Source organism: Caulobacter sp. FWC2 (assembly GCF_002742625.1).
Lineage (GTDB): Bacteria > Pseudomonadota > Alphaproteobacteria > Caulobacterales > Caulobacteraceae > Caulobacter.
Genome location: NZ_PEBF01000002.1, coordinates 143,780 through 169,794 on the forward strand (window position 1 = coordinate 143,780; position 26,015 = coordinate 169,794).

Genomic DNA, 26,015 nt, shown 5'->3' on the forward strand with positions numbered 1-26,015 from the left:
CGCGCGGGTCTTGGCCCTTCGGGTTGCGATCCCTGACGCGGGGTGGCGGACGGTTCGGCGCCAGAGGTCGCCCTGCCCGGGCGTGTGACGTCCTGTCGCCGAGGGTCCGCTCAGGCCTCCGCGCGCAGGGCCCGAAGGAAGTCGACTTCTTCGGGATGGCGGGCCAGAATTTCGATCAGGCCGACCGCGGCCACGCCGGGCGGTGTGGCGCCGCTCTCATATTTCTGGAAGGCGCGCCTGCCGCCGCCGATCAGCCGGCCGGCCTCCTCCTGGGTGAGCTTGAGCCGCTTGCGGACCTTGCGCACGTGGGCGGCGTAGGCGGCCTTCAACGCCTCGAAGGCCCTGTTGCTCTCAGCAAGATCAGCGCCCGAATGGATGGAGTCGCTGTCGTCGTCGGGATACCAGCCCGGCGCCTGCACCACGCGCGACATCGAGCCGAACCGCACCGTCTGGGCGCGGGTGTCGCGGCGCAGGACCTTGCCGGTCTCGGGATGAATGCGGGTCTCGGTCATTTTCCGGTCTCTTTGAACGAGGTCAGCGTCAGGTCGATCAAGGTCTCGCCCGCGAACTTCAGGAACAGCACGCGTCCGTCCCAGGGCAGGTTGTAGGTGTCGTGCCAGACCCTTGAATTGGGCGGACTGTGCGCCGTCTCCGACTTGATGAAGTCACCACCTTGCAGCGCCTGCACGGCGTCGACGACATCCTGCAATCCATAACCCAGGGCTCGCGCGTTCTCGGTCGCCACCCGCGTGATCTCCAGCCCCGCCACGGTCGCGAATTTCGTCTGGATCGCCGCCAGCGCGTGATGCGGATTTCGCTTCGCCGCCATTGAAATACACCTTGAAGGTTAAATTTTCAAGCGTGGATCAGGTCGCGGCCTGGCCCGCGACGCGGCGCAGTTCGCCCAGCCGCGCCTCGCAGACCGCCCGCACCAGGCCGATCAGCTGCTCGGCGCTGACCTTCAGGTGCTCCAGCTCCGGCTGAGTGATGTGGAAAGTCTCTTGGTTATAGCGGGCGTCGACATAGGCCCGCTTGAGCTTGCCGAACGGCTTGCGCTGGGCCCGTGTGTCGCGCGGCCAGACTGGGATCAGCGACGGGGCCTTGGCCTCGGCCTGGGAGCGCAGGAACAGGATGTTGTGCGACCGCGGCGCGTAGAAGCCGGTCAGCAGGAGCACCGCGATATAGGCGGCCTCGACGGTCTGGTGCAGGTTGAAGGCGGCCTTGTGCGGCCAGTCCTTCTCGTCACCGTTCGACATCGCGAACGTAGCAATCCTGTAGGACGTCTCGATCGTGTCGAAGATCTTGCGATAGTAGGTCTCGCCCAGAGCCAGTTCGGCCTGGGGCGTCAGGGGCTTGGGCGGGTGGAAGGCATGGCCGGGCACCTCGTAGAGGACGACGCCCTGCTCGATGACCTCCCGAAAAAAGTACTGGCCCGCGTCGAGGGCGGCGTTGATCTCCGAGAGGTCGTGGATGATCAGGTTGACGATCCGTCCGATCGACGGGTCGTGGGCGATCTTCTCCTCGGTCTCGTACCAGTAGTCGGCCGTGTCGGTCAGCTTCTCGTCGCTGACCACCACCAGGATGTCGAAGTCCGAAAGGTAGCCGTTGTGGGGTTCGTCGACGAAGTCGCCGCGCGCATAGCTGCCAAACAGGATGATCTTGTAGATCTTGGCTCCGCGCCGCCAGGCCTGGGTGCCGCCGGCCACGGCCTGCTCGAACCCGGCCAGCAGGTGGCCGACGATCTTGTCCAGCTCCCGGTGCTGGCGGTCGGGCAGGTAGTCGAGATTCGATTTCATCGCCGAGGAGTCTGGCGTCCCCTTCCCGGCGTCACAAGCAAAAGCGACGGTTCATGCTGTCAGCCGTCGAGGATCTGGGCCTCGAGGGCTTCAATCTCGCGGACCAACTGTGAATTGGTCCCGACCGTGTCGGTGAATTCGGCTTCGATCGACGCGAGGAAGGCGTCCTGGTCAATGTCCTCGCCCGCCTCCAGACGCTCGGCGCAGGCCTGCAAGGCGCGCGAGAGCCTGGGAGCAGCGCGGCGGGAGATGGTGTTGACCAGATCGGCGAGCTCGTCAGATCGGGGGTGCGCCTCGACGAAGGTCGCGTAGGGAACCACGAGCGCGGGCAGATCCATCAGCTCGCCGGTCGCCGCCAGGGCGCCGGGACTGATAAGGGTTTGCGACAGGCCCAGGACGACGGCGCAGGCCTCGGAACAGAGCCGGCCGGGCGTGAGCGGGTCGTCGGACTCGGGCACGTAATCCAGCGGTTGGGCCAGGGCCTCGATCGCCTCCGGCGTCAAATCCTTGATCTGCTGCAGCTTGACCCGCGAGGCGTATTTGCGCCCCAGCTCCGAAGTGACGGCGGCCCAGACGTCCGTCGCCGTCGGCGGCGCATGGCGGCGACGCACCAGGGCGGCGCCATCGATCTCAAACCCGATGAACGTCTTGGATTCGGAGCGGTAGCGGGCGATGGGGCGGGCCTGTAGCATGATCGCGCGCAGCCCGACCTGCATCCAGGTGAGCCGGGTCACGGCCAGACTGGCATGTCCGAAGACGCCGCCCTCGGCGCCGGCGGCGATCTTCGGATTCCCCGACTCCAGAAGCACGTCGCCGGGACGCAAGGGCTTGGCCTTGATGATCGACATGGAGGTCCTTGATCCGACGTGTCGCCGATCGATCAGCCGCTCCGGGAGTTGAGAAGGCGCTTGATAGACACCCGCCAGCGTCTTTAGCCGAAGCCTGGACATAACGCTGGCCTCCCGGGCGGGCCCCGATGGGGCGGGGCCAGGATCGGAAACGACGAGGTTTAGGCGGGGCCGGGCGGCCTGCCAATACCGGAGAATCTCAAGGGTGGGCCGGGACCCGCCCAGCCCGGGGAAAGGCAAAGGGAGGGATCCGTCTGCGCGCCGATCGGGCGCGAGCAGACGAGGTGTCCCATGTCTTCTTCCTCCTGGAGCGCCGAGCGCGTCGCCGCTCTGAAGACCCTGTGGCTGGCGGGCCGTTCCGCCGCCGAGATCGCCAAGGCCCTGGGCGGGGTGACCCGCAACGCCGTGATCGGCAAGGTCCACCGGCTTGGCCTGGCCGGGCGCATGGAGCCGTCGGCTCCGCGCCGGACCCGGGCCGAACGGCCAAGGACCTCGGCCCCGCGCCGGCCGTCGCCGTCCAGGCCCCCTCCCCCGCCGGCCGCCCCGGCCGTTCGGGCGCGAACGCCCCAGGCCGCGCCGGTCGAGGCGGTCGCCCGCGTGTTCGACGGCGCGGCCCTGACGGCGCGGATCTGTCGCTGGCCGGTGGGCGATCCCAAGGCGGCGGGCTTTGGCTATTGCGGCGCGGCGGTCATCGGAAAGGGGCCCTACTGCCCGGGCCATCAGGCGGTCGCCTATCCAGCCCGCCTGCAGCTCAAGGCCGACCCCTACGCGGGGACGGCGTGGGGACGTCGTTCGGGCGCGGCGCGGGGCTGGTGACCGTCCGGACGGTGGGAGGCCGCCCTGGGCTCCAGCGACCTCGCCACCGGCCGGCCCCGGCCGCAAGGGGCGCTGCGCTCAAAGCCCTTGCGACCGGAACCGGTCCGTCGGCGCGGAAGGCGGTCGGGAGCCCACGGGCTCGCTCCCGACCCTTTTGAAGGACTGGTCCCATGACCGCCACCGCCCCTGCCCCCCTCACCGGCCCGCTCACCGCCCTTGAGGCCCAGGCCCTGAGCCTGGACGATCCGCGGCCGCATCCGCCCGAGGACGCCCTCGTCCAGCTGGGCCACTGCGTGATGACCGAACTGCTGGACCTCTTGGCCGACACCGCCCTGGAGGATTTCCAGACGACCCTGGCCGAGACCCTGATCGGCGCGTTCCATTCCGCCGCCCAGCGGATCGAGCGGGAGGCCGACCGCGCCCGCGACGACCTGCAGCGCCAGGTCCGCGACTTCAACGGCTCGGAGGTGGCCGACACCGACCTCCAAGAGGCCACCCAGCGCACGCGTGCCGCCGATGTCGCCGTCCAGGCCGTGGAACTGATCCGCGACGCGGCCGCCCAGGCCTACGCCCTGGCCACCGGCGAGGCCTGGCAGCCCTGGCGCGGCAGCGTCAAGGCCTCGCGCCTATCGGCCGCCCAGGTCGAGGCCCGGGAGGCGATCCGCGCCATGCGGGCCCGGCGACACCGCGCCGTCGATCCGGGGACCGTGGTGGTGGGCTTCCGCGCCGCCCCTCAGGCCGACACCGCCGTCGACGCCGGGCGCATCTTCGACGCCCTCAACTGGGCGCGCCAGACCTGGCCAGACATGGCTCTGGCCGTCACCGGCGCGCGGGGCGGCGAGAAGCTCGCCCAGAAATGGGCGCGGTCGCACGGCGTCACCACGGTGCTGGCCAGGGCCGACTTCGACCGCAACGGCCGGGCCGCGCCGTTCCGGGCCAATGACGAACTGCTGGAGCTGGAGCCGGTCTGCGTCCTGACCCTGGCCAATTCGTTGGACGCCGCGCGGGGGGGCGAGCTCAAGCCGTTCGGTCCGGCGCTCAACCTCGCCCAGAAGGCGGCCGAACGCGGCATCCGCTGCGTGACGGTGCGGCTGCGGGCCTGACGGCTCGGGCGCGGCGGCCTTGGCCGTCGCGCCCTCTTTTGTGAGGCTTGGGGGCCAGCGCTCGTCCCTGGAAAACATCAGGGTTGAAAAGCCGCGGCCCGGCGCTTTTTCTCTCGCTCCGACGCGCCGGCGGCGTTTGGCGCCCGCGGCCTTGGACAAAGGACCTAGAAACTTGGCCAACTCTCCACCCGACAGCCGCGCGCCCAACCCGATCGACCTCCATGTCGGCGCCCGCGTGCGGACCCGCCGCAAGGTGGCCGGCGTCAGCCAGGAACAGTTGGCTGCGGGACTGAAGCTCACCTTCCAGCAGGTGCAGAAGTATGAGCGCGGCGCCAATCGCATCAGCGCCTCCAAGCTCTACGAGACCGCCGGCGTCCTGAAGGTGCCGGTGTCCTATTTCTTCGAAGGCCTGGGCGATCCGGGCGCGGACGCGCCCGATCCATCCCGTGCGGCGGCGGATCGGACCCTCGACGCCTTCCTAAGTACGCCGGAGGGTCTCGAATTGGCCGAGAAGTTCGCGAGGATCGGGCGGGGTCGAGTGCGTCGGCAGATCCTGTCGCTCGTTCGGGCCATGGCCGATGAGGACGCCGCCGACGCGGGCTAACCGCATCAGTCCGAAGGCCTGGGACGACGCCAGGCCGGGTGGAATAAAGCCCGAACGAACCGCGAGATCTTGCGGCCGCCATGGGATCGGACCCTAACCTTAGCGGTTGGCGATTCGTTCCGGCGCCTTGCGATGACCCGTCCAGAGCGTCCCTGGGACGGGCGGTCGCCTCCCCTACCCGTTCGGCTGTTGTTCGGCCGGCGCCGACAGCGCCCGACCGACGACCTGTCGCCTTCTGAAACCGCTTGCCGCGGACGGCGCATGCTCGTTGCGGATCTTGCATCCGACACGCGCGCCCTCGGGGCTGGGGCGTTGCCCTTTGAAGGCCTTGGGCTCCATCGCCGGCCAAGGCCGGTGGATCCAGACGTCTGGCCGGTCCTAGGCGCGGAGGCGGCGGAAAACCTCGGCCGTCTGCGCCGGCTGCGTCGAACCGGGCTAAGCGCGCGGCGCGGCTTGGCCGACCAGCACCTTGATCAGCAGGTCATCCGCCTTGGCAGCGGAGCCCCAAGTGGCGTGCGGACCCGCGCGATCTGTCACGCCATCCCTAGGGCGGGGCGGCCCGGGTCAAAGCCGACCTCGTAAGCGAGGCGCGGGCCGGCGGAGCCTCCGGCCTTCCTCCGCTGCGCTGCGTGCAGCCCGGTGTCCACCGTCCGCGGGCTTTGGCCCGGCCCTTAGTCCCCGCCCTGCCAGGACGCGTGATCGCGGCAGGGACCGCGAGCCGCCGGGGCCATTCCCGGCGGAAGACGGAGAAAGACCATGCTCAACAAGGTTCAACTGATCGGCTTCACCGGCGCGGACGCTGAAATTCGCGCCACCTCGGGCGGCAAGGCCCTGGCGGTCCTGCGGGTCGCCACCAGCCGCTACACCAAGAAGAACGGCGAGCGTCAGGACTTCACCACCTGGCACCAGGTCGAGATCTGGAGCCCCGCGACGGTCAAGTGGCTCTCCTCGCGTCCCCTCCCCAAGGGCTCGAAGGTCTATGTCGAGGGCGAGATCCGCAACGAGCACTACACCGACAAGGACGGCCAGGAGCGCTACTTCACCAAGGTGGTGGTCGCCGGTCCGGGCCACGAGCTGAAGTCGCTCGACCGCCCCGAGACCAATCCCGAAGACGAGGAGGTCTAAAGGCCCCTCCCCCGCCCCGGAGGATCCCTTCCGGGGCGGGGTCATGTTCGGGCCATGGCGTAACGCACACTTAAGGGGTATAAATGTGCGTCACTCAGACTCGCCGTTTTCGGCGCGGAGAACGGCTTGTTGGACGCCTCGGTCGAAGGGCTATTTTTGAACCTCGCCAAAGCCGAGGACACGGTGAGCCGACTCGACGCGCGCGCCCAGGCCTGCCCCTTCGCCGAGGGTTGGGCCGCGCGGGTCGACTTCATCGAGGCCAACGGCTGGGGCTGGGTCAGCGGCGAGATCGTCGACATGGAGGACCTGGTCCTGCACGACGCCCAGATGGACGCGCGCCTTCCCGATCAGGCCCTGCGTGCGACCTACGGTCTCGTGCGGGCCCGGCGCAAGGCGCGGGGCGCGGGCTCGGAGCTACAGACCGCGCACGGGGCGGTCTGGCTGGCGGGCCATCGCAGCGACCCGCCGCTCATGGCCCCCTCCGCTATCGACCCCGACGAGGTTCGCCCCGGCCCCGGCGCGGAAGCCCGCGACTTGGTCGGCGAACTCGTCCACCAGGTTCAAACCCTGAGCCGGGGCGAGACGGCCGATTCGATCGAGGCGGTGGAGGAGTGGGTGCAGTGGACCCGGCGCCTCCCCGATCGCGCGCCGGCCTTGCTGCGCGCGGCCACGGCGCTGGAGGGCTGGCGCCTGGTCAACCCCCTGCCCCGCCAGACCTTCGTCGGCGGGGTGATGGTCGCCCAGGCCCTGAGGGTGTCGGGCCGCACGCGCTCGTGCCTTCTCGCCTTCGAGGCCCCGCGTCGGACCCACCTGCAGCCGCCGCGGGGGTTCGTCGCCGCCCCGGTCGCGGCCCGCCTGGCCTACTGGCTGAAGATCACGGCGGTCGGGGCCGAGGCGGGCTTGGGCGAGATGAAGCGCCTGGATCTGGCCCGCCAGGTGGTGCTCAAGCGCGTCGGCGAGCGCAGGACCAACGACCGCTCGGCCGATCTCGTCGACCTTCTGCTGGCCAGGCCCCTGGTCAGTGCGCCGATGGCGGCCGAGCACCTGGGCGTCGCCGGCCATACGGCCCGGCGGCTGCTGACGAACCTGGGCGCGTCGGTGATGGAAGTCAGCGGCCGATCGCGTTATCGCGCCTGGCGGCTGTAGCGCGGGAGCTCAGCCAGGTGGGCAAATGGGGAAGTTCCCATTTGGGCGTCTGGGGTGTTGCGCGGCCCGGCGAAGCAGTTCAGCTCAAGGCGTGGTCTTGCCCTCTTGAGGACTTGCCCAGAACCCCCTCGCCCCATCATGGCAAGAGGGCAAATCCCCATTTGGGTATTTTACCCAAACCGGGAAGTTCCCGGAACCCCGTTTGCGAACTTGGGTATCTGGTTTAGAGTGATGTTCACCAAATGGGCTCTGGGTTAAGTCCACCCTTGCCCATCTGGGATGAAGGTGTTTTGCGAATTTGGTGAAGCGGGTTTCTGTGGAAAAGTTGCTTTCCACATGTCCCCAGAACCCCATTTACCCACTTGGGTTAAAACCCTGTTCACCAATTGCCCATAACCTAATTTGAGCAAAAGGGGACCTCGGCAGAAACCCAAGACCCCAGTTGTCCAGTTGTCCAGTTGCCCATTGCCTCAGAAGGGAACTTCCCCATGGCGGTCATCAGCGTGTGTTCGACGAAGGGCGGGGTGGGCAAGACCACCCTGGTCATGTGCCTGGCCGACGCCTTCGCCCGACAGGGCGGCTCGGTGGCCATCGTCGATGGGGACCCCAACGGCCACGTCGCCAGCTGGCGCGAGCGCGCCGGCGACGACTGCACGGTCACCGTCATCAGCGAGGCCAACGAGACCAGGATCCAGGACGTCATCGCCAACGCCGCCAGCGAGTACGCCCTGGTCTTCGTGGACCTGGAAGGCGCGGCCTCCCAGGCGGTGACCTACGCCATCGCCGAGAGCGACATGGTCCTGATCCCGACCAAAATCTCGGGCATGGACCTGCAGGAGGTCTACCGCACCTACGAAGTGGTCAAGCGCGCCGAGAAGATGCTCAAGCGCGGCATCCCCGCGCGCGTCGTGTTCAGCCAGATGAACCCGCTCTACAGCCGCGTGGCTGGCCATGCCCGCCAGGAGATCCGCGACAACAGTATCCCGGTCCTCAATACGGAGATCATCCAGCGCGCGGCCTATCAGCAGATCCACTTCACGGGCATGACGCCCAGCGCCCCCGGCGGGGAGGCCAAGGCCGCGCGCGAGATCGCCGCGGTGCTGGCCGAGCTGCTTGAAGCGCTGGCCAACCAGGCCCAGGCGGCCTGATAGGGGAGGGGAGACCATGACCGACAAAGCCGCCCGCCCGGCCTTCCAACCGGCCCCACGACCCCGTCCGATCAACGACGCGGGCGCCACCGAAGCCCTCCGCAAAGCCACCGAGGATTTGGGCTTCAATCGCACGACCAGTGCGCCTGCCGGCGTGATCGAGGCGGACGTGGCCTCGCCGGCCCAGGCGACGCCCGCGCCCGCGCCCGCGCCAAAGGCCTTGGCGGTCGCGCCGGCCCCCCGCGCGGCTCCCAAACCCAAGGCGGTCAAGCCCGCTCCGGCGACCGACTTCTCCGACCGCGAGACCTCGCTGAAATTCGTCATCGACGATGAGCTGTCGACCGCGCTGAAGCTGGACGCGGTCAGGCGGCGGGTGACGGTAAAGTTCCTGGTCCTGGAGGCCTTGGCCGAGAAGGGCTACCCGGTCGATATGGCGACGCTCCACGAAGACGGACGCCGGGTGAGAAAATAGGAAGATGGGCAAAGGGGCAAATGGGGCTTTGCTCCTTTGCCCCCTCGATGACTTGGGTGGATCCGCCGGTGTGGCCGCGGCCATCCGGCACGCGGCGGCGATGAAGCGAATCGCGGTACGCCAGATGATCGTGAGAGTAGGGCAGGGCGCATGACGGCCCCCAAGGACCGCAACAACCAGTTCGACCTGTTCATTCCGCTGATGCGGGATCTTTCGCTGAAGGATCAGCGCGAGACGATGGAGCGGCCGTTCTTCTCGCTGCAGAAGCGCAAGCGCCTCAAGCCCATCGAGTACAAGAGCGCCGACGGCGAGGTCACGGTGAAGGTCGAGGCGATGCCGGCCTACGGCATGGCCACCATCTGGGACGCCGACATCCTGATCTGGGCGACCAGCGCGCTCAACCGCATGAAGGCCGAGGGCCGCAACGACGTGCCCCGGACCCTGCACGTCACCGCCTATGACCTCTTGCGCACGATCCAGCGCGACACCGGCGGCAAGGGCTATGCCGACCTGAAGGCGGCGCTGGATCGTCTCGCGACCACATCGATCCACACCTCCATCCGCCGGCCCCGCAAGGGCCACGACGCGCGCTTCAGCTGGCTGGACGAATGGGGCGTGGAGACCGACGGCCAGGGCAACCCCGTGGCGCTGCGTATCGTGCTGTCGAACTGGGTCTGGGAAGGGATCATGAACGAGAAGGCGGTGCTGACCATGCACCCCGACTATTTCCAGATCTCCGGCGGCCTCGAGCGCATCATCTACCGCATCGCCCGCAAACACGCCGGCGACCAGGACGACGGCTGGACCTGCCGGGTCAGCCTGCTGCACGAGAAGAGCGGCTCCGACAGCGCGCCCAAGGAATTTGCGCGCATGTTGCGCAAGATCGTCGAGGCCAACGACCTGCCTGAGTACGACATGGCCTATACGACAGCCGGGGACGGCTCCCAGGCGGTGAGGTTCATTCGCCGCTCGGTCGTCGAGCGCATCCAGGTCCAGGCCGAGCTTGAGGCCGAGACGGCCACGCGGGTCCGCCGGGAGCGGGAAGATCGCCGTGCCGTCGAGGTCGACGGGCTGATCGAGCCTTGGACCAAGCGCCGGGTCGTGCGCGACGACGACTAACGGTCTATCGCACACCGCGATTGCCGACTCCTCATATTTTCAAGTAGTTGCCGCCAGGACTTCAAGTAACGCCTGGCCCTGCGGGACGGTCTTTCACACACCAGAGTCGCCCTGGCCGCCCGCCAAATTGGTAAACAGCGGGTTAAAACCGGGCGCGGACGCCGATTTTCAGCGCCAAAACGCCGGCGGCGGCCGTGGAAGGGACACGTCGGGGTTTCACACACCCGATAAGGCCCGGCTTGTCGGGGTTTCGCACACCGCCTGGGCCTTTCTTCGGGGTTTCACCCACCGAAGCGCCTCCAATCCGTCGGGGGGAACGCCCGCCGGAGGTGGGGGTAGGCCCTCGGGGTTTCACACACCGAAATCGGCCTATCGTTCGGGGTTTCACACACCCGGTTGAGGGAGCTGCGTCGGGGTTTCGCACACCGCGCCATCGCGGTTTCGCACACCGGGCGCCAGGGCCATGCTTCGGGGTTTCACCCACCCTGGACTCGGCTTTGCCTCGGGGTTTCACACACCGGGGTCGGTCCGGATGTCGGGGTTTCGCCCACTGGTGCGCCTTCACGGGAGCGCGGGGCCATCTAAGGGCGGATTTTGGCCCCGTCAGATGTTCGCGGGACCGGCAGAACGCCTAGTTGGCGGGGATTTTGCGGCCTCAGCGGCCTGAAAGCGTCGGGGATTCGCCCACCGGAGGGACTTCGGGCCGGGTTCGGTCTTTCACCCACCGGTCCAACCTGTGGATGGCACGGGTTTTCACCCACGCTTCCTGCGGGGGAACGCCCACCCAAGCCTCGGGGGAACAGACACCGATCCACGGGGTATCGCCCACTGGGTGTTTCGCCAAGCCACGGAACGCACTCAGGTTTTCCTCCCTGTCAGGCCCCTTAACTTAATTAACTTCGTACATAACAATATCTCTAACGGCGCAGCTGAAGCGCCGCCGGGAAACACAGGGCCAAAAGAGGGGCCCTGTTTCCCCGGCTCGGGGTCTGCGACCCAGGCCGGGAACCCCGAGAAGGCCCGACGACCCCGGATTTCTCGGGAATTGCCGAGACCATCGACCGGGTGAGAGCCTTGGCCATGCATCGAGGGCTCCGCATCGCCTTGCTTGGTCTGATCCCCGCACCGATCGCGGCGGTCCAGGCCCTCGCGCCCGCGCCGCTGGTCCTGGTCAACACCTCGCCCAGCGAACCGACCGGCATCTACGTCCGCTCCCGCCTTCCGCCGGCGGTCGGGCGCATCATCGCCTTTCGGCCGCCGCCGGGCGCCTATCCCTATGTCGCCGAGGCCATGCCCGAGCGAGCGCGCACCAGCATACTCAAGGCCGTGCGGGCCGGGGCAGGGGATCTTGTCTGCGCCGACGAGCGGCGCGTGCTCGTCAACGACCAGGTTTGGCCGGCCGCGGCGCGGATCGATCGGCGCGGTCGGTCCCTCCCGCAGTGGCGCGACTGTCGGCGCCTAGCGGCCGACGAGGTCTTCGTGCTCTCGACGCGGATCCCCAACAGCTTCGACAGCCGCTACTACGGTCCGGTCCATCGGGCGGAGATCCTCGGCGTCTACATGCCGATTCTCACCTCAGAGACGCCTTCGTGACCTGGGGGCGGGTCCTCGCCGGCGCCATGGCCGTCCTCGTCCTGGCGACGGCCCCGGCTAGCGCCTGGGGTCAGGTCGCCGCCGAGCGCCCGGACCTTGCCCGGCTGCGGGACGTGGTCGATGCGCCAGGCGGGCGCGACGCCATCGCCCGGGTGACCTGGGCCGAGGCGGCCGGGCAGGGCGACAGCGGCCTGGCCGGCGTGGTCTACACCATCCTCAACAGGCTCGCGGCCGGGCGCTGGGGCGACAGCATCGACCAGGTCGTCAATGCCCGCGCCCAGTTCGAGCCGGTGCTGCGGGCGGGCGGCGACTGGCGCGCCTTGCCGGCGGTGCGCCCGGCCGAGCGCGCGCGCATCGACACCATCTTGAACCTGGCCCTGGAGGGCCGGCTGCCGGATCTCACCGGCGGGGCCCTCTATTTCCAGAACCCCAAGATCGTGGCCGCGCGCGCAGCGGCCGGAACGGTGTCGCCGCGCCTGGTGCATTTCGGCGGAGCCGCGCCCAGCGTGGTGATCGGCGATCACGCCTTCTATCCGGGCCAGGCGGGCAGGACGGGCGCCGCCCCGCTCGATCCCCTTGCGGCGGCGGGCGGCGCAATCTTTCCCGATCAGGGGCGCTCGCCCGATGCGATTGACGTCTCGGTCCAGGCGTCAGGAACCCTTGCGCCGGCCGCGGCGGGTGCCCGTGGCCTCGTCGTGCTGCCGACGGGCGAGATTGTCGAAGACCCCGCACGGCTTGCCGCGCCCCAACCCTGAGCGACCGATCCGCGCCCTGGCAGGCCGCTGAGGGCATGGGCTGCCCGAGCCCGTGAACGCTTCCGCCGATCCTGCCCTGTCACCCGGTCCGTCAACCCGCTGGCGCGGGTGCCGCGCCGCGCGCGGCGCGGACGGTGACGGTCCAGGGCCCGACAGGCCCGGTCGACGAAGACGCTCATCGGGAGCGTCGATCGGAGACCAGACCCATGACCTTCACGCGCACTGAAAAGCTCATCGTCCTGATCGGGTTCAAGCTGACCCTCGTCGTCGGCTTCTTCGCCTGCCTTGGGCTGACGGCGTCCTTCTTCATCGGGCGTCCAGCCGGCCCCAAGGCCCTGATGCTCTTCGGGGCGCTGCTGGCGATCGATCTGGTGGCCATGGCCTATCTCGCCCTCTGTCAGGTGCTGGTCGGCAAGTCGCGCGGCGGGGAGGGGGCGTGAGCCCTCTCTTTGCGTGACGCTGGGCCGGGGTTGCGCCTCATCGGGGCGCGCCCTTCCTGAGCCTCGGCGCCCGCTCGTCTCCACGGGCCCGGCGCCAGGGCGCCAGATCCCGGTCGCCTCGGCGTCCACCCGAGGGCCCGCCTCGCTGGCGAGCGCCCTGAAGGCGCTCGTCGCCGTCGACTTGCGACGGCGCGGCTTCGGCTACTGAGCCTGGAGGCGCCTCTTCCAATCCTACCCTGTCACCCAGCCCGTCAACCCGCTGCGCGGGTTCCCCTCCGGGCCCGCGCGAGCGCGACCCCTGCGGTGACTGGCCGGGGCCCGACAGCGGGGAAGGGACAAAGGCGCTCAAGGGGAGCGTCGGCCTAGCCGGAGATGTCCCATGTTCGAGTTCACCAAGACCACGTTCGATCACATCGACGACGACCTGATCGCCCAGCATCTGGCCAGCGGCATGCCGCGATACAGCAACACGCTCTATCTTCTCGGCGGCGGCTTCATCCGGCGCTGGACCGACGACGAGGCGGCGGCCCGTACACAGTTACAGGCCGACCGGACCGATCCGAACCTGTCCTGGGCCATCGCATTCGACCACATGACGGTCTGGGCCGTGGATGTGGCCTTTGCGCCCAACAGCAAGTCGGCAGAGCAGCTGCGAGCCGAATGCGACGAGGCCCTGGACGCGATGTTCGAGCGGTGGGTAAGCGCGGAGGAGGGGGCGCGCTAAGCTCCCTTTTTGCGCCCGCGACCCTCAATGCTTGGCTCCGCGGCCGCGCCCTCCAATCTCGCCCGCGCCATGGCGTCGAAATCCGGCAGGGACGGCGCCGGCGTTCCTGGCAGCGGCGCGATGGCCAGCCCGAGCGTATCGGCCAAGGCCTTGCGATCTCGCGGGCGACTGACCCGTCGATCGAGCACGTCGAGCAGTCGCGCCATCAGGGCCGCACCCTCGTCATCGGCGCGGGCCTCGGCCAGCAGCGCGCCGCCCAGCACGATCTTGGCGCGGGTCTCGCGCTTGCGCTCGGTCTGATCGAGCAAGGCTTCGAGGCGCTCGACCCTGGCCTTCCAAACCTGAAGGCGGCGTCCTTCGTCCTCGATCTGATCGAGCCGCGTCACATGCCCGCGATGCCGGGGCAGGGCGCCGGTCAGGTTGGCCAGGGCCGACCGGGCGCGGTGCTCACGGTCGGCCAGCTGCACGGCGAGGTTCTGCAGCCGACGCGCCTTGGCGGCTGGGCTCTCGGGAGCGCGGCGGGGAGCGCGCTTGGGTCTGACGGCGGCTTCCATCGAGAGGCTTCGGCTTGAACTAACGACGGATTGAGCGTACCCCTTCTCAGCACATAGTGACAAGGGCGCAGTTATGCATTGCGTTGCAATGCCTGCGGCCGGGAGACCCGGCAGCCCGCCGACGCCGAAAGATCGGGGCGTCGTCTGGCGTCGAGCCAAGGGGCAAGCCCCTTAGCGATCCCGTTCGCTGCGCGGCTTGAAGATCGGGCGCTCCACGCCCAGCAAGGGAAGGATCCAGTGGCCCACTATCGGCTGGAGGTGAAGGCGATCAAACGCAGCGACGGCCGCTCGGCCGTGGCCGCGTCGGCCTATCGCGCGGCCGGCAAGCTCTTCGACAAGCGCCTCGAAATGGTGTTCGACTACACCGACAAGGGCGGGGTGGCCTTCACCGGGATCATGGCCCCGGCCGCCGCGCCCGGCGAGCTGCAGAACCGCGAGCGGCTATGGAACGCGGCCGAGGCGGCCGACAAGCGCGCGGACTCGCGCACCGCTCGCGAGATCCTGGTGTCGCTGCCCCACGAGCTGTCCGACGATCAGCGCCACGGCCTCGTCCGCGCCTTCATCGCCGAGAGCCTGGTGGGCAAGGGCATGATCGCCGACTACGGCATCCACTATCCCGACGCCCACGGCGACGAGCGAAACCATCACGCCCACATCCTGGTGACGACCCGCCGTGTCGGGCCTGAAGGCTTCGGCTTCAAGGCTCGGGAGTGGGACAACCCGGACGCAGTGAAAGCCCTGCGCCTGGAGTGGGAGCAGATCCAGAACCTGCATCTGCGGCAGCATCTTGGTCAGGAGGCGCCGCAGGTCACCAGCCGCAGTCTGAACGATCAGGGCCTGGACCAGGAGCCGACCATCCACCTGGGGCCGGCCGCCTCGGGGATGGAGCGGCGCGGGGAGGCGTCCGATCGCGGCGATATCAACCGCCGGGTCCAGACCCGCAACGCCGAGCGCCAGACGCGCCCCGTTCAGGTGCGCGAGCTCGAGGACCAGATGGCGGCCGGACGTCCGCGCCAGGCCTATCCGATCGATGCGGTGATCCGCGAGTTCGAGGCCATCCACCAGACCATGGTTCGCGAGCGCGACAGCTGGGCCCGCGCCCAGGCGCGCGTCACCGCGCCGATCGAGGTTCCGACGGCCCGGTCCGTGGTGAGCGAGGTGATGGGCGAGGCCCTTTCGCGACGGGCGGCGGCGGCCCGGCGACTGGACTGGACCCAGAACCGCATCGAGCAGGGCAGGGCGCGTCGCCAGACCCTGGTGCGATGGGTCCGCAACCCGGTCCGGATGATCTGGGCGGCGCATGCCGAGATGAACGCGGTCGATCGGGCGCGCGCGGCGGACCGGCGCGCGGAGGTCGATCTGAAGGTTCGCCAGGAGTGGCTGCGCAGCGAGGCCGGCCGGGTCTATCTCGCCTCCCGCCTGGATCCTCCGCGGCAGGCGGCGGCGGATGCGCGGCGCGAAGCTCGGACCCTCGAGCGCAAGATCAAGCGCGCCGACCGCCGGATCGAGGCTGTGGCCCGTACGCGGGTCAAGCTCCTGGTGGCCCGAGAGCTTGGGCATGACGGCATAGTCGCGCCCACTCGCATGGACCTGGGCGTGGGGCAGGCGGTGCGCGAGGTCGATCGCCGGGCGGTCGACGTGGTCAAGGCCCACGCGCCGGTCGCCCAAGAGCGGGCCCTGAGTAAGGTCATGGCGCTTGTGCAGGGCAAGGTCCCAGGGATCGGGCCAGATCGCTGAGAGTGCGCGTTAGGTCGGCGCTGTTCGCATGGCCAAGACCCAATCACGCAGTTTCCCGCGGTCGATCGCCTCCACCGGATAGGCGCGCGCCTGGCGCACGCCGTCGGTCCCGGGAGACAGCTCCGTGGTGGTGACGATCAGGCCTGACCCAGCCTTCTCCCAGAGCACGTCGGCATAGACCGACTTGAGCAGGGTCTTGCCGATCTTGCGCTTCTCACGCTTGCACTGGACGATGATCAGGGGCGGGAGGCTCGGATTGTCGTCCTTGGGAAAGACGCGGACGTCTATGCCGTCATCGTTCCGACCCGGCCCGAGCTCGGCGCGAAAGCCCTGCTTCTCGAAATGCTCGGCGGTCAGCGCCTCAAACTGGCGCCAATGGACGTCGTCGATCTCCTCGTCGAAGTTGCGGGCGATGTAGTCGATGAAGCGCTGGTCGAAGAACTTGCCGTACAACGTCTCGAGGTTTTCGCTTTTGAAGAGATCCTCGAGCTGGCGCGTATCGGCCCAGTCGGTGCGACGGATGCGCGTCCAGGGATCGATCTGCTGATTGACGTCGATTCCGCGCAGGTAGGCCATGGCGACGTCGAGCCCGGGCCCGCCGAATTTCTCGGCCGCGCGCTTCATGAACGGGGTCGGGTCCAGGCCGCTGGCGGGCGCCGGCCCGGACAGAGCCGTGTCCATCCATTCCACCAGCATCTCGCCGATCGGGCCGGTGAGCTTCCCGCGGACCGGATCGCCCTTGTATCGATGATAGACCCCGCCGACCGGCGGCAGGACGGTCGGGGTGGCCACGTATCCGACCTTGTACAGCAGATAGGTGGCCGCCTCCTGATAGGTTGTCGATTCCACGCGCATCATGCGCGCCTCGGGCCACACGAGCCGCTCCGCCAGCTTGACGTCGTAGTCCTTGAGCATCGCGCCGATCCGCGTACGCGAGAGCGCCAGGCCGGCCTTGAAGCCTACGACTTCGGCCAGGCTGTCGGCCAGATCGTGGTTATCCATCCAGATGCCGCCCATCGACGTCTCCTGCTCGGCTCCCCGGGACCTTAGCCGGCAAGGGCGGGGCCGGCGCAAGCGCCCAGACCCTGGAGAAATGCGGAATTGGCCCGCCGCGCCGCCTGGGCTCTGCTGACCATATGAGCATGTCCGTCAAGGCCCGCTGGCTCGCGCCCCTATGCCTGTTGCTGGCGCTGATCGGGCTTTGGGCCGCGACCCAGACGGCGGCCCATCTCTTCGCCTATCCCAGACCGTTCGGGGCGGGTTGGGGCGAACTTGGCCCGATAAGGATCTATGCGCCCTGGTCGATCCTGACCTGGTATGGCCGTTGGGCCGCGAGGCACCCGCAGGCCTTCGATCAGGCGGCGCTGGTCGGCCTCTGCGTGTTCGTCTGGCCGATCCTTTTGATCGCCGGCTTGACGCAGCGGTTCGTCGCTCGGCCCCAGCCCTTCGGGACGGCGGCGTGGGGCGGCTTGGCCGAGGCCAAGGCCGCGGGCCTGCTCAATGGCGAACGGCTCACCGGCCGGGTGCTGGGACGGCTTAAGGGCAGGCTCCTCACCTTCACCGGGGTGGAGCATTGCATCTTGGTGGGCGCATCGCGGTCGGGGAAGGGCGCGGGCCATGTGGTGACATCTGAGACCGCCTGGGGCGAGAGCCAGTTCACCTACGATCGCAAAGGCGAGCTCTGGCATATCACCGCCGATCATCGCCGCAAGTTCTCCCACACCTTCTACTTCGCGCCGACGGACATCAACACCGCCCGCTGGAACCCGCTGTTCGAGGTGCGCAAGGGGCCCATGGAAATCGCCGACATCCAGAACATCGTCGGCATTCTGGTCGATCCGATCGGGCTCAAGCAGGGCAATCTCGACTTCTTCGACCAGAGCGCGGCCAACTTCTTCACCGGGGTGATCCTCCACGCCCTCTACACCGCCCCCGACGAGCTGAAGAACCTCACCTACGTCCGCCGGCTGCTGATCGACATCAACGCCACCTTGGACGCCATGCTGGGGACCAAGCATCGCTGGCGCCCCGATCCGCGGGCCGCCGCCGGCCTGGCGCGGGACGCGGACGGCGAGCCGATCGCCGAGGTGCATCCGGAGGTGTGGCTAGGAGCGACGGCCTTTCGCAGCATGGAACCCCGGGTGCGCTCCAGCGTCCTAGCCACGGCGCAGAAGTCGCTGGCCTTGTGGGCCGATCCCCTGGTCTCCCACGCCACGTCCTGGTCGGACTTCTGCATCGGCGACCTGGTCTGCGCCGAGGCGCCGGTCAGCTTCTACCTGATCACGCCCCAGGCCCATGCCGATCGCCTGGCGTTTCTCGTGCGGGTTATGCTGCGCCAAAGCCTCAACAGCCTGATGGAGACCATCGACGCCGACAGCCGCGGCCGCAAGAAGCGCCATCGGCTGCTGATGATGTTGGACGAGTTCCCCAAGCTCGGAGCGCTGCCATTCCTGGAGAACGCCCTTGGCGAGATGGCCGGCTACGGGGTCACCGCCCACCTGATCTGCCAATCGTTCAACGACGTTTTCAAGCACTATGGCGTGCACACTTCGATCTTCGACAACTGCCACATCACCGCCGCCTTCGCGACCTCCGAGCCGACCAGCATCGAACGGATCATCAAGCGGGCCGGGCGCTCCTTGGAAATGCGCGAGAGTTTCAGCGATCCGAGACTGATGTTCGCCAAGGGACACCGCAGCCGCAACCAGGCCGAGGTCGAGCGCTATGTCCTGGCCGAGCAGGATGTTCGGGCCCTGCCAGGCGGCAAGCAGTTTCTGTTCGTCAACAATGCCAAGCCCTTCCTGGCCGACAAGATCCGCTTCTGGGAAGAACCGTTGTTCTCGGTCCACTGCCGCGACTTTTTTCACGGAGAAAAGGCCGGGTTCGTCCAGACGCCCGAGACCCTGGACGTTCCAGGAAAGCCCCCAATCGACTGGCTGGGCGTGCGCGCCATCGAGGAATACGCCCCGCCCATGCGCGGCGCCGATGTCGCCATGACTCTCGCCTGCGCGGACGGGCTCAGCATCGTCGACCTCGTCTACAACGAGGAGGACTAGGCGTGACGTCTTCGTCCCAGGAATCGCTCGACCGCAAGCACAGCGCCCTGCGCCAAGCCATGGGACCGGTGATCGCCGCCGCCCTGGCCGAGGCTTCGGTGGTGGAGGTGATGGTCAATCCAGACGGCGCGATCTGGGTCGAGCGGATCGGCCAGGGCCGGGTCTTCAGCGGGGAGCGCATGGCGCCGGCCGACGCCGAGCGGATCCTGCGGCTGGTGGCCGACCATGTGGGAGAGGTGGTCACCCGTGACCAGCCCTTGGTCAGCGCCACCCTGCCCAGGTCAGGCGAGCGCTTTCAGGGCGTGTTCATGCCGGTGTCGACCGCGCCGGCCTTCACCATTCGCAAGCGGCCGGAGGTGATCTTCACCCTCGACGACTATGTGAAGACGGGCGTCATGACCGACGCGCAGGCCCAAGCGCTGCGCGCGGCCGCCAAGGGCCGCGACAACATCCTGATCGCCGGGGGCACGGGCAGCGGCAAGACCACCCTGGCCAATGCGGTTCTGGCCGAGCCCGCCTTCGCCGCCGATCGGGTGCTGATCGCCGAGGACACGCCTGAACTGCAGTGCTCGGCCAAGGATCAGATCGCCCTGCTGACCAAGCGCACGGAGCCGGCGGTGACCATGGCCGATCTGGTTCGAGCCGCGCTGCGCCTGCGCCCGGACCGCATCATCATCGGCGAGGTCCGCGACGGCAGCGCGCTCGACATGCTCAAGGCCTGGAACACCGGGCATCCCGGCGGCCTGGCCACGCTTCACGCCAACAGCGCGCGAGAGGCGCTCAGCCGCCTGGAAGACCTGATCGGCGAGGTCGCGCCGCGTGTGCCCCATCGGGCGATCGGCCAGGCCGTCAACCTGGTGGCGTTCATCCGTCGCGCGCCGGCCGGCCGGTGTCTGGAGAGCCTCGTTCGGGTCGAGGGCTGGATTGACGGCGATTACCGCCTGACGCCCGTCGCGCAATGACGTCCGAAATTTGTCTACACATTTCGGACATGACCAGCGGCCGATCACAACTGACCTCTACCATGGACGACCGGATCGCCAAGGCGGCCGGCCGCCAGGTGTGGACGCCGTCGGACTTCACCGACCTCGGCGGTCGCGATGCTGTGGACAAGGCGCTGCAACGCCGGCTGGCGCAGGGCGTGCTGCGCCGGATCGACCGGGGACTCTACGACAAACCCAAGCTCAACAGCCTGACCCAGCAGCTGAGTCCGCCCGACCCGGCCGCCGTGATCGACGCGGTGGCCCGCCGCGACCACATCCGGCTGCTGATCGACGGCATGACGGCGGCCAACGACCTGGGCTTCACCAACGCCGTGCCGGCCAAGATCGTGGTCCATGCCGACGCGCGGCTGCGGTCGATAAAGCTTGGCCAGATGGCCATCACCTTCCGGCCGACCGCGGCCAGCAAGCTCTATTGGGCCGGCCGGCCAGCCATGCGCCTGGTCCAGGCGCTGCACTGGCTGCGCGACACGCTTGGCCAGGACGACGTCGGCCAGGACTACGCGCGGCGGGTGGGCAATCTGCTCGCCGATCCCAAGACGGGGCCGGCGCTGCGCCGGGACCTGGCCGACGGATTCGCCGCCCTGCCCAGCTGGATGCAGGACCTGATCCGCCCGCACATCGCCGATGAGTTGGCCCAGGCGCCGGCGCCATGATGAATCCAGCCTTCGATCAGGTCATCGGCGCCGACGCCGAAACGCGCCTTGGCCTGTTCAACACCACGGCCCAGCGGCTGGGCTCCACGCCCTCGAACATCGAGAAGGACTTCTGGGTCTGCTGGACCCTGGACGCCCTGTTCAACGGCCTGGACGCCGGAGCCTTCGCCGTCGACATCGACCTGGACGACCAGGATGGCCAGAGCCTGCTTCTGCGCTACCCGGCCGTGACGGCCGACGACCCTTATGTTCACAAGCTGGTCAAGATCGAGAGCGGGGCCAAGTCGGCCCTGGATCCGCACCAGCCCAGGACCATCAGACCCTATGCGGACGAAGATCTGCCGGGCGCGGATCTGGCCGTGGCCGGCGTCGTCACGGTCGATCCGGAACGCACCTTCTGGGACAAGGTGGTGATCCTGCACGGCTTGCGGCGGGCCTTCGACGCCAAGGGCGTGTTGCGGGGCGAGGGCCAGCGGGTCTCGCGCCACTACTACGACATCCATCGGCTGATGGAGAGCCCGGCGGCCCGGGGCGCCCTGGGCGCCCAAGCCCTGGGCGCCGACTGCGTGGCCCACGCGCGCCTGTTCTTCAACCGCCCCGACGCCGACCTGGCCTCGGCTCAGCCGGGGAGCTTCGCCCTGGCGCCGCACGACGACATGATTGTCAGGCTGGCGCGCGACTACGCGGCGATGAGCGGCATGATCTTTGGCGCTGTTCCCGACTTCGAGGCGGTGCTGTCCAGCGTCACGCGGCTGGAGGCAATGCTGAACGCGCCGGCCGCGACCTAGCCGGGGATGGGCGCGGTTCAGCCGCGGACGGTTCGGAAGGTCACCGAGTAGCGCAGGGCCTCGACGTCGGGGATGGAGTGCTGCCAGTCGCTGCGCGAGGGGCCGCTCATCAGATAGCCGAGCGCGGCGCGGCGATGATCGAGGCGCGCTCCCAGCCGGCCCCGGCCCTGCGACGCGGGCGGAAGTTGCAGGGCGACAGCAGCGAGACGCCGGCGACGGCCACGGCCCGCGGACGGTCGCGGTGCCAGCCTATGTCGGCGCCGGGCGAGTACTCGGTGACCAGGGCGTGGCGGAAGCTCTCGGCGGCCAGGCCGGTGAGAGCGGCCACCCTTTCCATCAGGGGCTTCAAAAGGGCGGGGATCGGCTCGCTGGTCTCGACCATCATGCCCGCCTCGTCCTGGCGCCAGCCGAAGCCGGCGATGCGGCGATTGCCGAAATAGCCCAGGTGCTCATAGGGCTTGAACGGCAGGCCCTGGACGCTGGCGACCAGGTCGCGCTGCTCCTGCGGGCTCACCAGGTTCTCCTGATAGCGGAACCCTTCGGGCAGGGATTTCCTGGGCGCCAGGGGCAGGTCGAACAGGCGGGGCTGGGCGTCCATCGGCTTCCTCAGCAGAAATTGCGCGAGCATTTGGCCCAGGCCATGTCGCCCGGATCGTTGGCGCGGCTTTCCAGGCCGCTGAGCACGTCGCGCAGGTCGTGGAGCTTGTAGGCGACCAGGTGGACCACCTCGCCCTCGCGTTGGATGCGACCGTCTACCCCGATCAGGTGGGCGCCGAGCGCGATGGGACGCTGCTTCTCGTAGAGGGTCTTCCAGATCACCAGATTGGCCACGCCGGTCTCGTCCTCGATGGTCATGAACATCACGCCCTTGGCGGCGCCGGGCATCTGGCGAACCAGCACCAGGCCGGCGGTCTGGACGTACTGGCCGTCCCAGGCCGTGTCCGCCGCGCGACAGGGGACGCGCTTGAGGGCGGAGAGGTCCTCGCGCAGCAGGGCCAGCGGCTGGCGGCGCAGGGTCAGGCCGACGTGGCTGTAGTCCTCGATGATCTCCCGGCCCTCGGTCATGGCCTTCAGGGCCACGTTGAGTTCGGGGCCGAAAGCGTCGGCCTTGGCCAGGTGATCGAGCGCGCCGGGACCCAGGCCCGGGCGGCGCCAGACGTCCTCGACCGACCGATAAGGCTCCTCGCCCCGGGCCAGAACGAGGCGGGCGGCGTCTTCCTCCCGCAGGCCACTGATGCGGCGCAGGCCCAGGCGCACGGCCAGACGGCCCGTTTCGCCGATCGGTTTGAGCGTGCAGTCCCAGCGCGAGGGTCAATCAGCCCAGGGGTGCGACCCACGCGCGCGCCAAGGCCTGATCCAACGCCGCCAAGGGTTTGAGGCGACTCGGAAAATTTTCGCCAAGTTGAAGCTGCGACCGCTTTTGACATGCGAGGCGCTGGCAGGCGGCGCCGCGCGCCAAAAAGAAGGCCCGGCGTTCACACGCCGGGCCAGTCATAGGGAGGAAACGCCCAGGAAGGGCAGAAGCGAGCATCGCTTCACGCTTCAAGCCTTACGCTCGACCCTGGCGGGTGGAAACGGAGAAAACCTGCGGGAGCTTCAAGCGCCTGACGCGTGGCGTTCCCCCGGGGTGGTCGCGACGGAAGAACCACGCGAGGTTAGGAGCGACATGCGAGTATTTTTTCCAAACGCGAACATCTTGACGCATTTCGAGGTCGACCTAATTCATCGCTTGCTTGCCGGGCGCCGACAGGGCCCGGCGCGTGGGGTGCTTGGCGCTTCGCTCAGCGCCCCTCATGTCCAACTTGCTTTCGAGGAGATGGAAATGAGCACCGCGTTTGATTTTACCCCCCTCTATAGCTCGATGATCGGCGTCGACCGGATGGTCGATCTGGTCGAGACCGCGCTGCGCACCGGCGCCAGCACGTCCTATCCGCCGTACGATATCGAAAGGACGGGCGAGGACGCCTATCGCATCTCGCTGGCGGTCGCCGGTTTCGCGCCAGCGGATCTGGAGATCACGACCGAGCCTAATCTCTTGGTGATCCGAGGACAGAAGGCGGCGAGCGAGGGTCAGGGCGCGCGAACATTCCTCCACCAAGGCTTGGCCCAGCGCGCCTTCGAGCGCCGGTTCGAGCTGGCCGACTACGTGGTCGTCAAGGACGCGACCCACGCCCATGGCGTCTTGTCGATCGACCTCGCACGCGAGGTGCCCGAAGCTCTGAAGCCCAGGCAGATTCGCATTGCCGTGGGCGCGGACCAACGCGCGCTGCCTCTCGAGCCCGCGAAGACGCGGAAGGCCGCCTAGGAGACGGGCCATGCGCACGGACATTTGGAACGATCGGGCGCGTCCATGGCCTGTGCGGCCCGCTGTCGGCTTTCTCCATCCTTTGGAGGTGCTCAAGGACCAGGACCTCGATCCCGCTGAAAAGCGCGAGATCTTGGCGGCCTGGGCCTCGGACGCCAGTGCGGTGGAACATCGGCCTAGCCAGAGATGGCTTTTGGGGACGCCCGGGCCGGTGCCGCTCAGCGAAGTCCTCTCAGCGCTGAGGCGCCTGGACCGCGACACGTTCTCCTAAGCGTAGGGGTGGTCGGCCGGCCAGCGGAGGACCGGCCGCCACTTCGTCATTCTACTGTTTCTGCGTTGTAGCCATGCCTTGCTTTGTCTTTGTCGCGCCGTCGGGAGACGGCTGGATCGTTCGCGGCGATTTCGACGACGGCCCCCTGGAATTCGCTACCGGCGCCCGCGCCGAGCAGGCCGCGCGTGACCTTTGTCACCGATTGTCCGACGCGGGCGAGCCGGTGGTTTTGGAAATCCGCCTGCGCAACGGCGAACGCGCTGGACGTTTCCTCTTTCCAGCCTATCTGGCCGAACCCACGATGCCCGTGGCGCTGCGGGCCTAGCCTGGTCTAGGCGGCCACCGACGTGGCCGCCGCACGCATTCGGCGCAGGGCGGCGGTCAGGTCGCCGAGCGCCAGCGCAAACGGCGATCCGTTGCGAAGCGATCTTTGCGCCTCGACCCATTGGCCGCGGCTGATCAGGTCGGCGACCCCCGCGGCCTCGTGGTGGAAGGCGCGATGCGCCTCGATCAGTCCCAGGAAGGCGTGGTTGCCGGCCCAGCGCCGGGCGCCTTCGCCATGCAGCCAGCACCCGCTCGGGCAAAGACGATCCGATCGCAAAGTCGCGGGATCGATCGCTTGGCGCTCGGCAATGGCCGCGACGAGCGCATCGCGGATTTGACTGTGTTGCTTTGCGTGTTCCTGAAAATCCATGACCAAACCTCTCGGCTCAATCCGATACCCCCCGGTTCTCGCACGTGATGGTTTCCACCCGGTTTTCAGCGGGCGCTTGTCCACAGAATAAGCGGCGGGATCAGCCGCACCGCCTGGCCGTTAAGGTTGGCAAAGGAGACGCCATGGCCACGACCAACTCCAAGGATGATCCCAAGGCCAAGCTCTCCAGATACCAGGAGATGCGCGACTTCTCCCGGACGGCCGATCGTCGGGGGGAGTATGGCCGGGCCGCTGGCGTCCCCAGCGTCTGAAAGGCGCCGTCCGGACACCAAGAGAAGCGCCCACGCCCGGACGTTCCGTCCGATCGGAAGAAAGGCGCGAGCCTTCGCGCGTGTCTGGACGCCGCTCGCGGAACAGAATCGCGTCGCTGCGGATTCGATTTTTGAGCAGGGAGATTTTTGCATGCCCAAACGCGAACTGATCGAACCCACCCCCGGTGACAAGCGCTACGTGCGCCGCGACAACCAGGGCCACTTCAGCGAAGAAGTGGACGTGGGTAAGTCCTCTGCGGCGGACCAGCGGCGCCACTCGACCCATGACGCCGGTCCCGGCCAGGGCGACAAGGGCGACCGCCAAAAGACCTAAGGCGCGCTCATGCCGTCAGCTCTGATCAAGAGCTACATCTACGATCCGGCGGGCGCGACCCTGACGATCATCTTCGTCAGCGGTCGCGCCTACGCCTATGCCGATGCGCCCAAGGACGTGGCCGAAGGCCTGCGCTTGGCGTTCGCCAAGGTCGAATACTTCAACAAGAACATCCGCGACCGCTTCGCCCATAGCGCGCTGTAGCGCCCGCGACGAACCGCCGCCGTCGCTTGAGCGAAGATCATCCCAATATCCAAGCCATGGCCAAACCAGCGACGCGACCCGTCGAGTCCGCAGCGGAAGACACCCCGTCGGCCGCGCAGATCCTGCAGTTCGAGATCGCCGCCCGTCGCGAGCGTTTCGAGAGCTATGCGGCGGCCACCCGCCAAGTCGTGACCTATGAACTGAAGCTGCCCAACGAGGCCGTTGTGGCGGCGGTCGGCGCGCCTGACCAGCTGCGTGACGCGCGCGACCAACTGCAGCTCGTCGTGGCCCTGACCGGCGGGGCGGTCGCGAAGTTTCCCGGCGGCCTGATCGCTCGCGTGCCGATGCCGGCGGTCGGCCGGTTCGAGACCTTGGCCAAGCCGCTGCTCGAAGCCTTCCTGGTGGCGATGCGCCTTGACGAAGCCCCCTGCGCCTAGCACCCGAGGGCGCCCAA

The 26,015-nt window shown here is 68.3% G+C and carries 32 protein-coding genes and 1 pseudogene; 23 read left to right on the forward strand and 10 right to left on the reverse strand.

Annotated elements, in window-relative coordinates; translation table 11 throughout:
* Positions 1-110 precede the first annotated feature (110 nt).
* Genes CSW62_RS25400 through CSW62_RS25415 form a run of 4 tightly spaced genes read right to left on the reverse strand, consistent with a single transcriptional unit; the run spans position 111 to position 2,644 of the window.
* Entirely contained in the window at positions 111-512 is a 402-nt protein-coding gene (locus tag CSW62_RS25400) for a type II TA system antitoxin MqsA family protein (RefSeq protein WP_099582546.1), read from the reverse strand.
* Positions 509-829: a type II toxin-antitoxin system MqsR family toxin gene (locus tag CSW62_RS25405; RefSeq protein WP_099582547.1), complete on the reverse strand. Its 321-nt coding sequence runs from the start codon at positions 827-829 to the stop codon at positions 509-511. Before CSW62_RS25405 ends, CSW62_RS25400 begins: the two co-directional genes overlap by 4 nt.
* A gap of 37 nt (positions 830-866) precedes the next feature.
* Positions 867-1,796 (reverse strand): HEPN domain-containing protein, encoded by a 930-nt coding sequence (locus CSW62_RS25410; RefSeq protein ID WP_099582548.1) that lies wholly within the window; start codon positions 1,794-1,796, stop codon positions 867-869.
* A 59-nt stretch (positions 1,797-1,855) separates the two neighbouring features.
* Positions 1,856-2,644, reverse strand: a complete 789-nt coding sequence (locus CSW62_RS25415; RefSeq protein WP_099582549.1) for a hypothetical protein — start codon at positions 2,642-2,644, stop codon at positions 1,856-1,858.
* A gap of 291 nt (positions 2,645-2,935) precedes the next feature.
* On the opposite strand from CSW62_RS25415, the gene CSW62_RS25420 reads away from it, so the two are divergent.
* The 12 genes from CSW62_RS25420 to CSW62_RS25475 all read left to right on the forward strand — a co-directional run bounded on the left by CSW62_RS25420 (position 2,936) and on the right by CSW62_RS25475 (position 13,689).
* Entirely contained in the window at positions 2,936-3,460 is a 525-nt protein-coding gene (locus CSW62_RS25420) for a GcrA family cell cycle regulator (protein ID WP_099582550.1), read from the forward strand.
* Between the two features lie 170 nt (positions 3,461-3,630).
* The gene (locus tag CSW62_RS25425; protein ID WP_099582551.1) at positions 3,631-4,563 is read left to right on the forward strand and encodes a DUF2493 domain-containing protein; all 933 of its coding nucleotides are present in this window, start codon (positions 3,631-3,633) and stop codon (positions 4,561-4,563) included.
* 172 nt (positions 4,564-4,735) lie between these two features.
* On the forward strand, positions 4,736-5,167 hold the full coding sequence (locus CSW62_RS25430; protein ID WP_099582552.1) for a helix-turn-helix domain-containing protein: 432 nt from the start codon (positions 4,736-4,738) through the stop codon (positions 5,165-5,167).
* Between the two features lie 756 nt (positions 5,168-5,923).
* Positions 5,924-6,292 carry a single-stranded DNA-binding protein gene (locus CSW62_RS25435; RefSeq protein WP_099582553.1) on the forward strand — a complete coding sequence of 123 codons (369 nt, stop codon included), beginning with the start codon at positions 5,924-5,926 and terminating at the stop codon, positions 6,290-6,292.
* A 183-nt stretch (positions 6,293-6,475) separates the two neighbouring features.
* Positions 6,476-7,438 carry a helix-turn-helix domain-containing protein gene (locus CSW62_RS25440; RefSeq protein ID WP_143324484.1) on the forward strand — a complete coding sequence of 321 codons (963 nt, stop codon included), beginning with the start codon at positions 6,476-6,478 and terminating at the stop codon, positions 7,436-7,438.
* Between the two features lie 488 nt (positions 7,439-7,926).
* Complete coding sequence (locus CSW62_RS25445) at positions 7,927-8,586, forward strand: ParA family protein (protein ID WP_099582555.1); 660 nt, start codon at positions 7,927-7,929, stop codon at positions 8,584-8,586.
* Between the two features lie 16 nt (positions 8,587-8,602).
* On the forward strand, positions 8,603-9,058 hold the full coding sequence (locus CSW62_RS25450) for a hypothetical protein (RefSeq protein ID WP_099582556.1): 456 nt from the start codon (positions 8,603-8,605) through the stop codon (positions 9,056-9,058).
* A 150-nt stretch (positions 9,059-9,208) separates the two neighbouring features.
* Positions 9,209-10,177 carry a replication initiator protein A gene (locus CSW62_RS25455; RefSeq protein WP_062098481.1) on the forward strand — a complete coding sequence of 323 codons (969 nt, stop codon included), beginning with the start codon at positions 9,209-9,211 and terminating at the stop codon, positions 10,175-10,177.
* 1,080 nt (positions 10,178-11,257) lie between these two features.
* Entirely contained in the window at positions 11,258-11,770 is a 513-nt protein-coding gene (locus CSW62_RS25460; protein WP_062098479.1) for a S26 family signal peptidase, read from the forward strand.
* Positions 11,767-12,525: a cell wall hydrolase gene (locus tag CSW62_RS25465; protein ID WP_231737554.1), complete on the forward strand. Its 759-nt coding sequence runs from the start codon at positions 11,767-11,769 to the stop codon at positions 12,523-12,525. The genes CSW62_RS25460 and CSW62_RS25465 overlap by 4 nt, the downstream gene beginning before the upstream one ends.
* Positions 12,526-12,731: 206 nt before the next feature.
* The gene (locus tag CSW62_RS25470) at positions 12,732-12,965 is read left to right on the forward strand and encodes a hypothetical protein (RefSeq protein ID WP_062098477.1); all 234 of its coding nucleotides are present in this window, start codon (positions 12,732-12,734) and stop codon (positions 12,963-12,965) included.
* A gap of 379 nt (positions 12,966-13,344) precedes the next feature.
* Positions 13,345-13,689: a hypothetical protein gene (locus CSW62_RS25475; RefSeq protein ID WP_062098475.1), complete on the forward strand. Its 345-nt coding sequence runs from the start codon at positions 13,345-13,347 to the stop codon at positions 13,687-13,689.
* Here the strand turns inward: CSW62_RS25475 and CSW62_RS25480 are convergent.
* A complete protein-coding gene (locus CSW62_RS25480) occupies positions 13,686-14,243 on the reverse strand; it encodes a hypothetical protein (RefSeq protein WP_062098473.1) in 558 nt (185 codons plus the stop codon). The genes CSW62_RS25475 and CSW62_RS25480 overlap by 4 nt on opposite strands.
* A 237-nt stretch (positions 14,244-14,480) precedes the next feature.
* On the opposite strand from CSW62_RS25480, the gene mobQ reads away from it, so the two are divergent.
* Positions 14,481-15,980 carry a MobQ family relaxase gene (mobQ, locus tag CSW62_RS25485; RefSeq protein WP_099582557.1) on the forward strand — a complete coding sequence of 500 codons (1,500 nt, stop codon included), beginning with the start codon at positions 14,481-14,483 and terminating at the stop codon, positions 15,978-15,980.
* Positions 15,981-15,989: 9 nt separating this feature from the next.
* Here mobQ and CSW62_RS25490 read toward each other — a convergent pair whose 3' ends face one another.
* A complete protein-coding gene (locus CSW62_RS25490) occupies positions 15,990-16,997 on the reverse strand; it encodes a restriction endonuclease (protein ID WP_062098469.1) in 1,008 nt (335 codons plus the stop codon).
* Between the two features lie 119 nt (positions 16,998-17,116).
* Between CSW62_RS25490 and CSW62_RS25495 the strand changes: the two genes are divergently transcribed.
* From CSW62_RS25495 to CSW62_RS25510, 4 genes are all read left to right on the forward strand, one after another.
* Entirely contained in the window at positions 17,117-19,036 is a 1,920-nt protein-coding gene (locus CSW62_RS25495; RefSeq protein WP_099582558.1) for a type IV secretory system conjugative DNA transfer family protein, read from the forward strand.
* 2 nt (positions 19,037-19,038) lie between these two features.
* The gene (gene trbB / locus CSW62_RS25500; RefSeq protein WP_099582559.1) at positions 19,039-19,998 is read left to right on the forward strand and encodes a P-type conjugative transfer ATPase TrbB; all 960 of its coding nucleotides are present in this window, start codon (positions 19,039-19,041) and stop codon (positions 19,996-19,998) included.
* 62 nt (positions 19,999-20,060) lie between these two features.
* Complete coding sequence (locus CSW62_RS25505) at positions 20,061-20,693, forward strand: DUF6088 family protein (protein WP_199170751.1); 633 nt, start codon at positions 20,061-20,063, stop codon at positions 20,691-20,693.
* Positions 20,690-21,481 carry a nucleotidyl transferase AbiEii/AbiGii toxin family protein gene (locus tag CSW62_RS25510; RefSeq protein ID WP_233206815.1) on the forward strand — a complete coding sequence of 264 codons (792 nt, stop codon included), beginning with the start codon at positions 20,690-20,692 and terminating at the stop codon, positions 21,479-21,481. Before CSW62_RS25505 ends, CSW62_RS25510 begins: the two co-directional genes overlap by 4 nt.
* A gap of 109 nt (positions 21,482-21,590) precedes the next feature.
* On the opposite strand, the gene CSW62_RS25515 is transcribed toward CSW62_RS25510, so the two are convergent.
* The 3 genes and pseudogenes from CSW62_RS25515 to CSW62_RS27565 form a co-directional block, all read right to left on the reverse strand.
* Complete coding sequence (locus tag CSW62_RS25515) at positions 21,591-22,079, reverse strand: alpha-ketoglutarate-dependent dioxygenase AlkB (RefSeq protein WP_233206816.1); 489 nt, start codon at positions 22,077-22,079, stop codon at positions 21,591-21,593.
* A gap of 8 nt (positions 22,080-22,087) precedes the next feature.
* A complete protein-coding gene (locus tag CSW62_RS25520) occupies positions 22,088-22,546 on the reverse strand; it encodes an OB-fold nucleic acid binding domain-containing protein (protein ID WP_369827569.1) in 459 nt (152 codons plus the stop codon).
* A 42-nt stretch (positions 22,547-22,588) separates the two neighbouring features.
* Positions 22,589-22,777: pseudogene (locus tag CSW62_RS27565) on the reverse strand (type II secretion system protein GspK); the annotation flags it as partial.
* Positions 22,778-23,147: 370 nt separating this feature from the next.
* On the opposite strand from CSW62_RS27565, the gene CSW62_RS25525 reads away from it, so the two are divergent.
* A complete protein-coding gene (locus CSW62_RS25525) occupies positions 23,148-23,786 on the forward strand; it encodes an Hsp20 family protein (RefSeq protein WP_369827567.1) in 639 nt (212 codons plus the stop codon).
* A 344-nt stretch (positions 23,787-24,130) separates the two neighbouring features.
* The gene (locus tag CSW62_RS25535) at positions 24,131-24,382 is read left to right on the forward strand and encodes a hypothetical protein (protein WP_099582563.1); all 252 of its coding nucleotides are present in this window, start codon (positions 24,131-24,133) and stop codon (positions 24,380-24,382) included.
* A 6-nt stretch (positions 24,383-24,388) separates the two neighbouring features.
* Here CSW62_RS25535 and CSW62_RS25540 read toward each other — a convergent pair whose 3' ends face one another.
* Positions 24,389-24,751, reverse strand: coding sequence for a CZB domain-containing protein (locus CSW62_RS25540; RefSeq protein ID WP_099582564.1), 363 nt, complete (start codon positions 24,749-24,751; stop codon positions 24,389-24,391).
* A gap of 143 nt (positions 24,752-24,894) precedes the next feature.
* On the opposite strand from CSW62_RS25540, the gene CSW62_RS27315 reads away from it, so the two are divergent.
* The 4 genes from CSW62_RS27315 (at position 24,895) to CSW62_RS25555 (ending at position 25,998) form a co-directional block, all read left to right on the forward strand.
* Positions 24,895-25,023, forward strand: coding sequence for a hypothetical protein (locus CSW62_RS27315; protein WP_255408405.1), 129 nt, complete (start codon positions 24,895-24,897; stop codon positions 25,021-25,023).
* A 151-nt stretch (positions 25,024-25,174) separates the two neighbouring features.
* Entirely contained in the window at positions 25,175-25,357 is a 183-nt protein-coding gene (locus tag CSW62_RS25545) for a hypothetical protein (protein ID WP_099582565.1), read from the forward strand.
* 9 nt (positions 25,358-25,366) lie between these two features.
* A complete protein-coding gene (locus CSW62_RS25550; RefSeq protein ID WP_099582566.1) occupies positions 25,367-25,561 on the forward strand; it encodes a KTSC domain-containing protein in 195 nt (64 codons plus the stop codon).
* A gap of 56 nt (positions 25,562-25,617) precedes the next feature.
* Positions 25,618-25,998, forward strand: a complete 381-nt coding sequence (locus CSW62_RS25555; RefSeq protein ID WP_099582567.1) for a hypothetical protein — start codon at positions 25,618-25,620, stop codon at positions 25,996-25,998.
* Positions 25,999-26,015 lie beyond the last annotated feature (17 nt).

Coding starts and splice junctions, on each gene's coding strand:
- CSW62_RS25400 (WP_099582546.1), bottom strand. CDS start 512: ATGACCGAGACCCGCATTCATCCCGAGACCGGCAAGGTCCTGCGCCGC.
- CSW62_RS25405 (WP_099582547.1), bottom strand. CDS start 829: ATGGCGGCGAAGCGAAATCCGCATCACGCGCTGGCGGCGATCCAGACG.
- CSW62_RS25410 (WP_099582548.1), bottom strand. CDS start 1,796: ATGAAATCGAATCTCGACTACCTGCCCGACCGCCAGCACCGGGAGCTG.
- CSW62_RS25415 (WP_099582549.1), bottom strand. CDS start 2,644: ATGTCGATCATCAAGGCCAAGCCCTTGCGTCCCGGCGACGTGCTTCTG.
- CSW62_RS25420 (WP_099582550.1), top strand. CDS start 2,936: ATGTCTTCTTCCTCCTGGAGCGCCGAGCGCGTCGCCGCTCTGAAGACC.
- CSW62_RS25425 (WP_099582551.1), top strand. CDS start 3,631: ATGACCGCCACCGCCCCTGCCCCCCTCACCGGCCCGCTCACCGCCCTT.
- CSW62_RS25435 (WP_099582553.1), top strand. CDS start 5,924: ATGCTCAACAAGGTTCAACTGATCGGCTTCACCGGCGCGGACGCTGAA.
- CSW62_RS25445 (WP_099582555.1), top strand. CDS start 7,927: ATGGCGGTCATCAGCGTGTGTTCGACGAAGGGCGGGGTGGGCAAGACC.
- CSW62_RS25450 (WP_099582556.1), top strand. CDS start 8,603: ATGACCGACAAAGCCGCCCGCCCGGCCTTCCAACCGGCCCCACGACCC.
- CSW62_RS25455 (WP_062098481.1), top strand. CDS start 9,209: ATGACGGCCCCCAAGGACCGCAACAACCAGTTCGACCTGTTCATTCCG.
- CSW62_RS25460 (WP_062098479.1), top strand. CDS start 11,258: ATGCATCGAGGGCTCCGCATCGCCTTGCTTGGTCTGATCCCCGCACCG.
- CSW62_RS25470 (WP_062098477.1), top strand. CDS start 12,732: ATGACCTTCACGCGCACTGAAAAGCTCATCGTCCTGATCGGGTTCAAG.
- CSW62_RS25475 (WP_062098475.1), top strand. CDS start 13,345: ATGTTCGAGTTCACCAAGACCACGTTCGATCACATCGACGACGACCTG.
- CSW62_RS25480 (WP_062098473.1), bottom strand. CDS start 14,243: ATGGAAGCCGCCGTCAGACCCAAGCGCGCTCCCCGCCGCGCTCCCGAG.
- CSW62_RS25490 (WP_062098469.1), bottom strand. CDS start 16,997: ATGGGCGGCATCTGGATGGATAACCACGATCTGGCCGACAGCCTGGCC.
- CSW62_RS25495 (WP_099582558.1), top strand. CDS start 17,117: ATGAGCATGTCCGTCAAGGCCCGCTGGCTCGCGCCCCTATGCCTGTTG.
- CSW62_RS25505 (WP_199170751.1), top strand. CDS start 20,061: ATGGACGACCGGATCGCCAAGGCGGCCGGCCGCCAGGTGTGGACGCCG.
- CSW62_RS25510 (WP_233206815.1), top strand. CDS start 20,690: ATGATGAATCCAGCCTTCGATCAGGTCATCGGCGCCGACGCCGAAACG.
- CSW62_RS25515 (WP_233206816.1), bottom strand. CDS start 22,079: ATGGACGCCCAGCCCCGCCTGTTCGACCTGCCCCTGGCGCCCAGGAAA.
- CSW62_RS25520 (WP_369827569.1), bottom strand. CDS start 22,546: ATGACCGAGGGCCGGGAGATCATCGAGGACTACAGCCACGTCGGCCTG.
- CSW62_RS25525 (WP_369827567.1), top strand. CDS start 23,148: ATGCGAGTATTTTTTCCAAACGCGAACATCTTGACGCATTTCGAGGTC.
- CSW62_RS25535 (WP_099582563.1), top strand. CDS start 24,131: ATGCCTTGCTTTGTCTTTGTCGCGCCGTCGGGAGACGGCTGGATCGTT.
- CSW62_RS25540 (WP_099582564.1), bottom strand. CDS start 24,751: ATGGATTTTCAGGAACACGCAAAGCAACACAGTCAAATCCGCGATGCG.
- CSW62_RS27315 (WP_255408405.1), top strand. CDS start 24,895: ATGGCCACGACCAACTCCAAGGATGATCCCAAGGCCAAGCTCTCCAGA.
- CSW62_RS25545 (WP_099582565.1), top strand. CDS start 25,175: ATGCCCAAACGCGAACTGATCGAACCCACCCCCGGTGACAAGCGCTAC.
- CSW62_RS25550 (WP_099582566.1), top strand. CDS start 25,367: ATGCCGTCAGCTCTGATCAAGAGCTACATCTACGATCCGGCGGGCGCG.
- CSW62_RS25555 (WP_099582567.1), top strand. CDS start 25,618: ATGGCCAAACCAGCGACGCGACCCGTCGAGTCCGCAGCGGAAGACACC.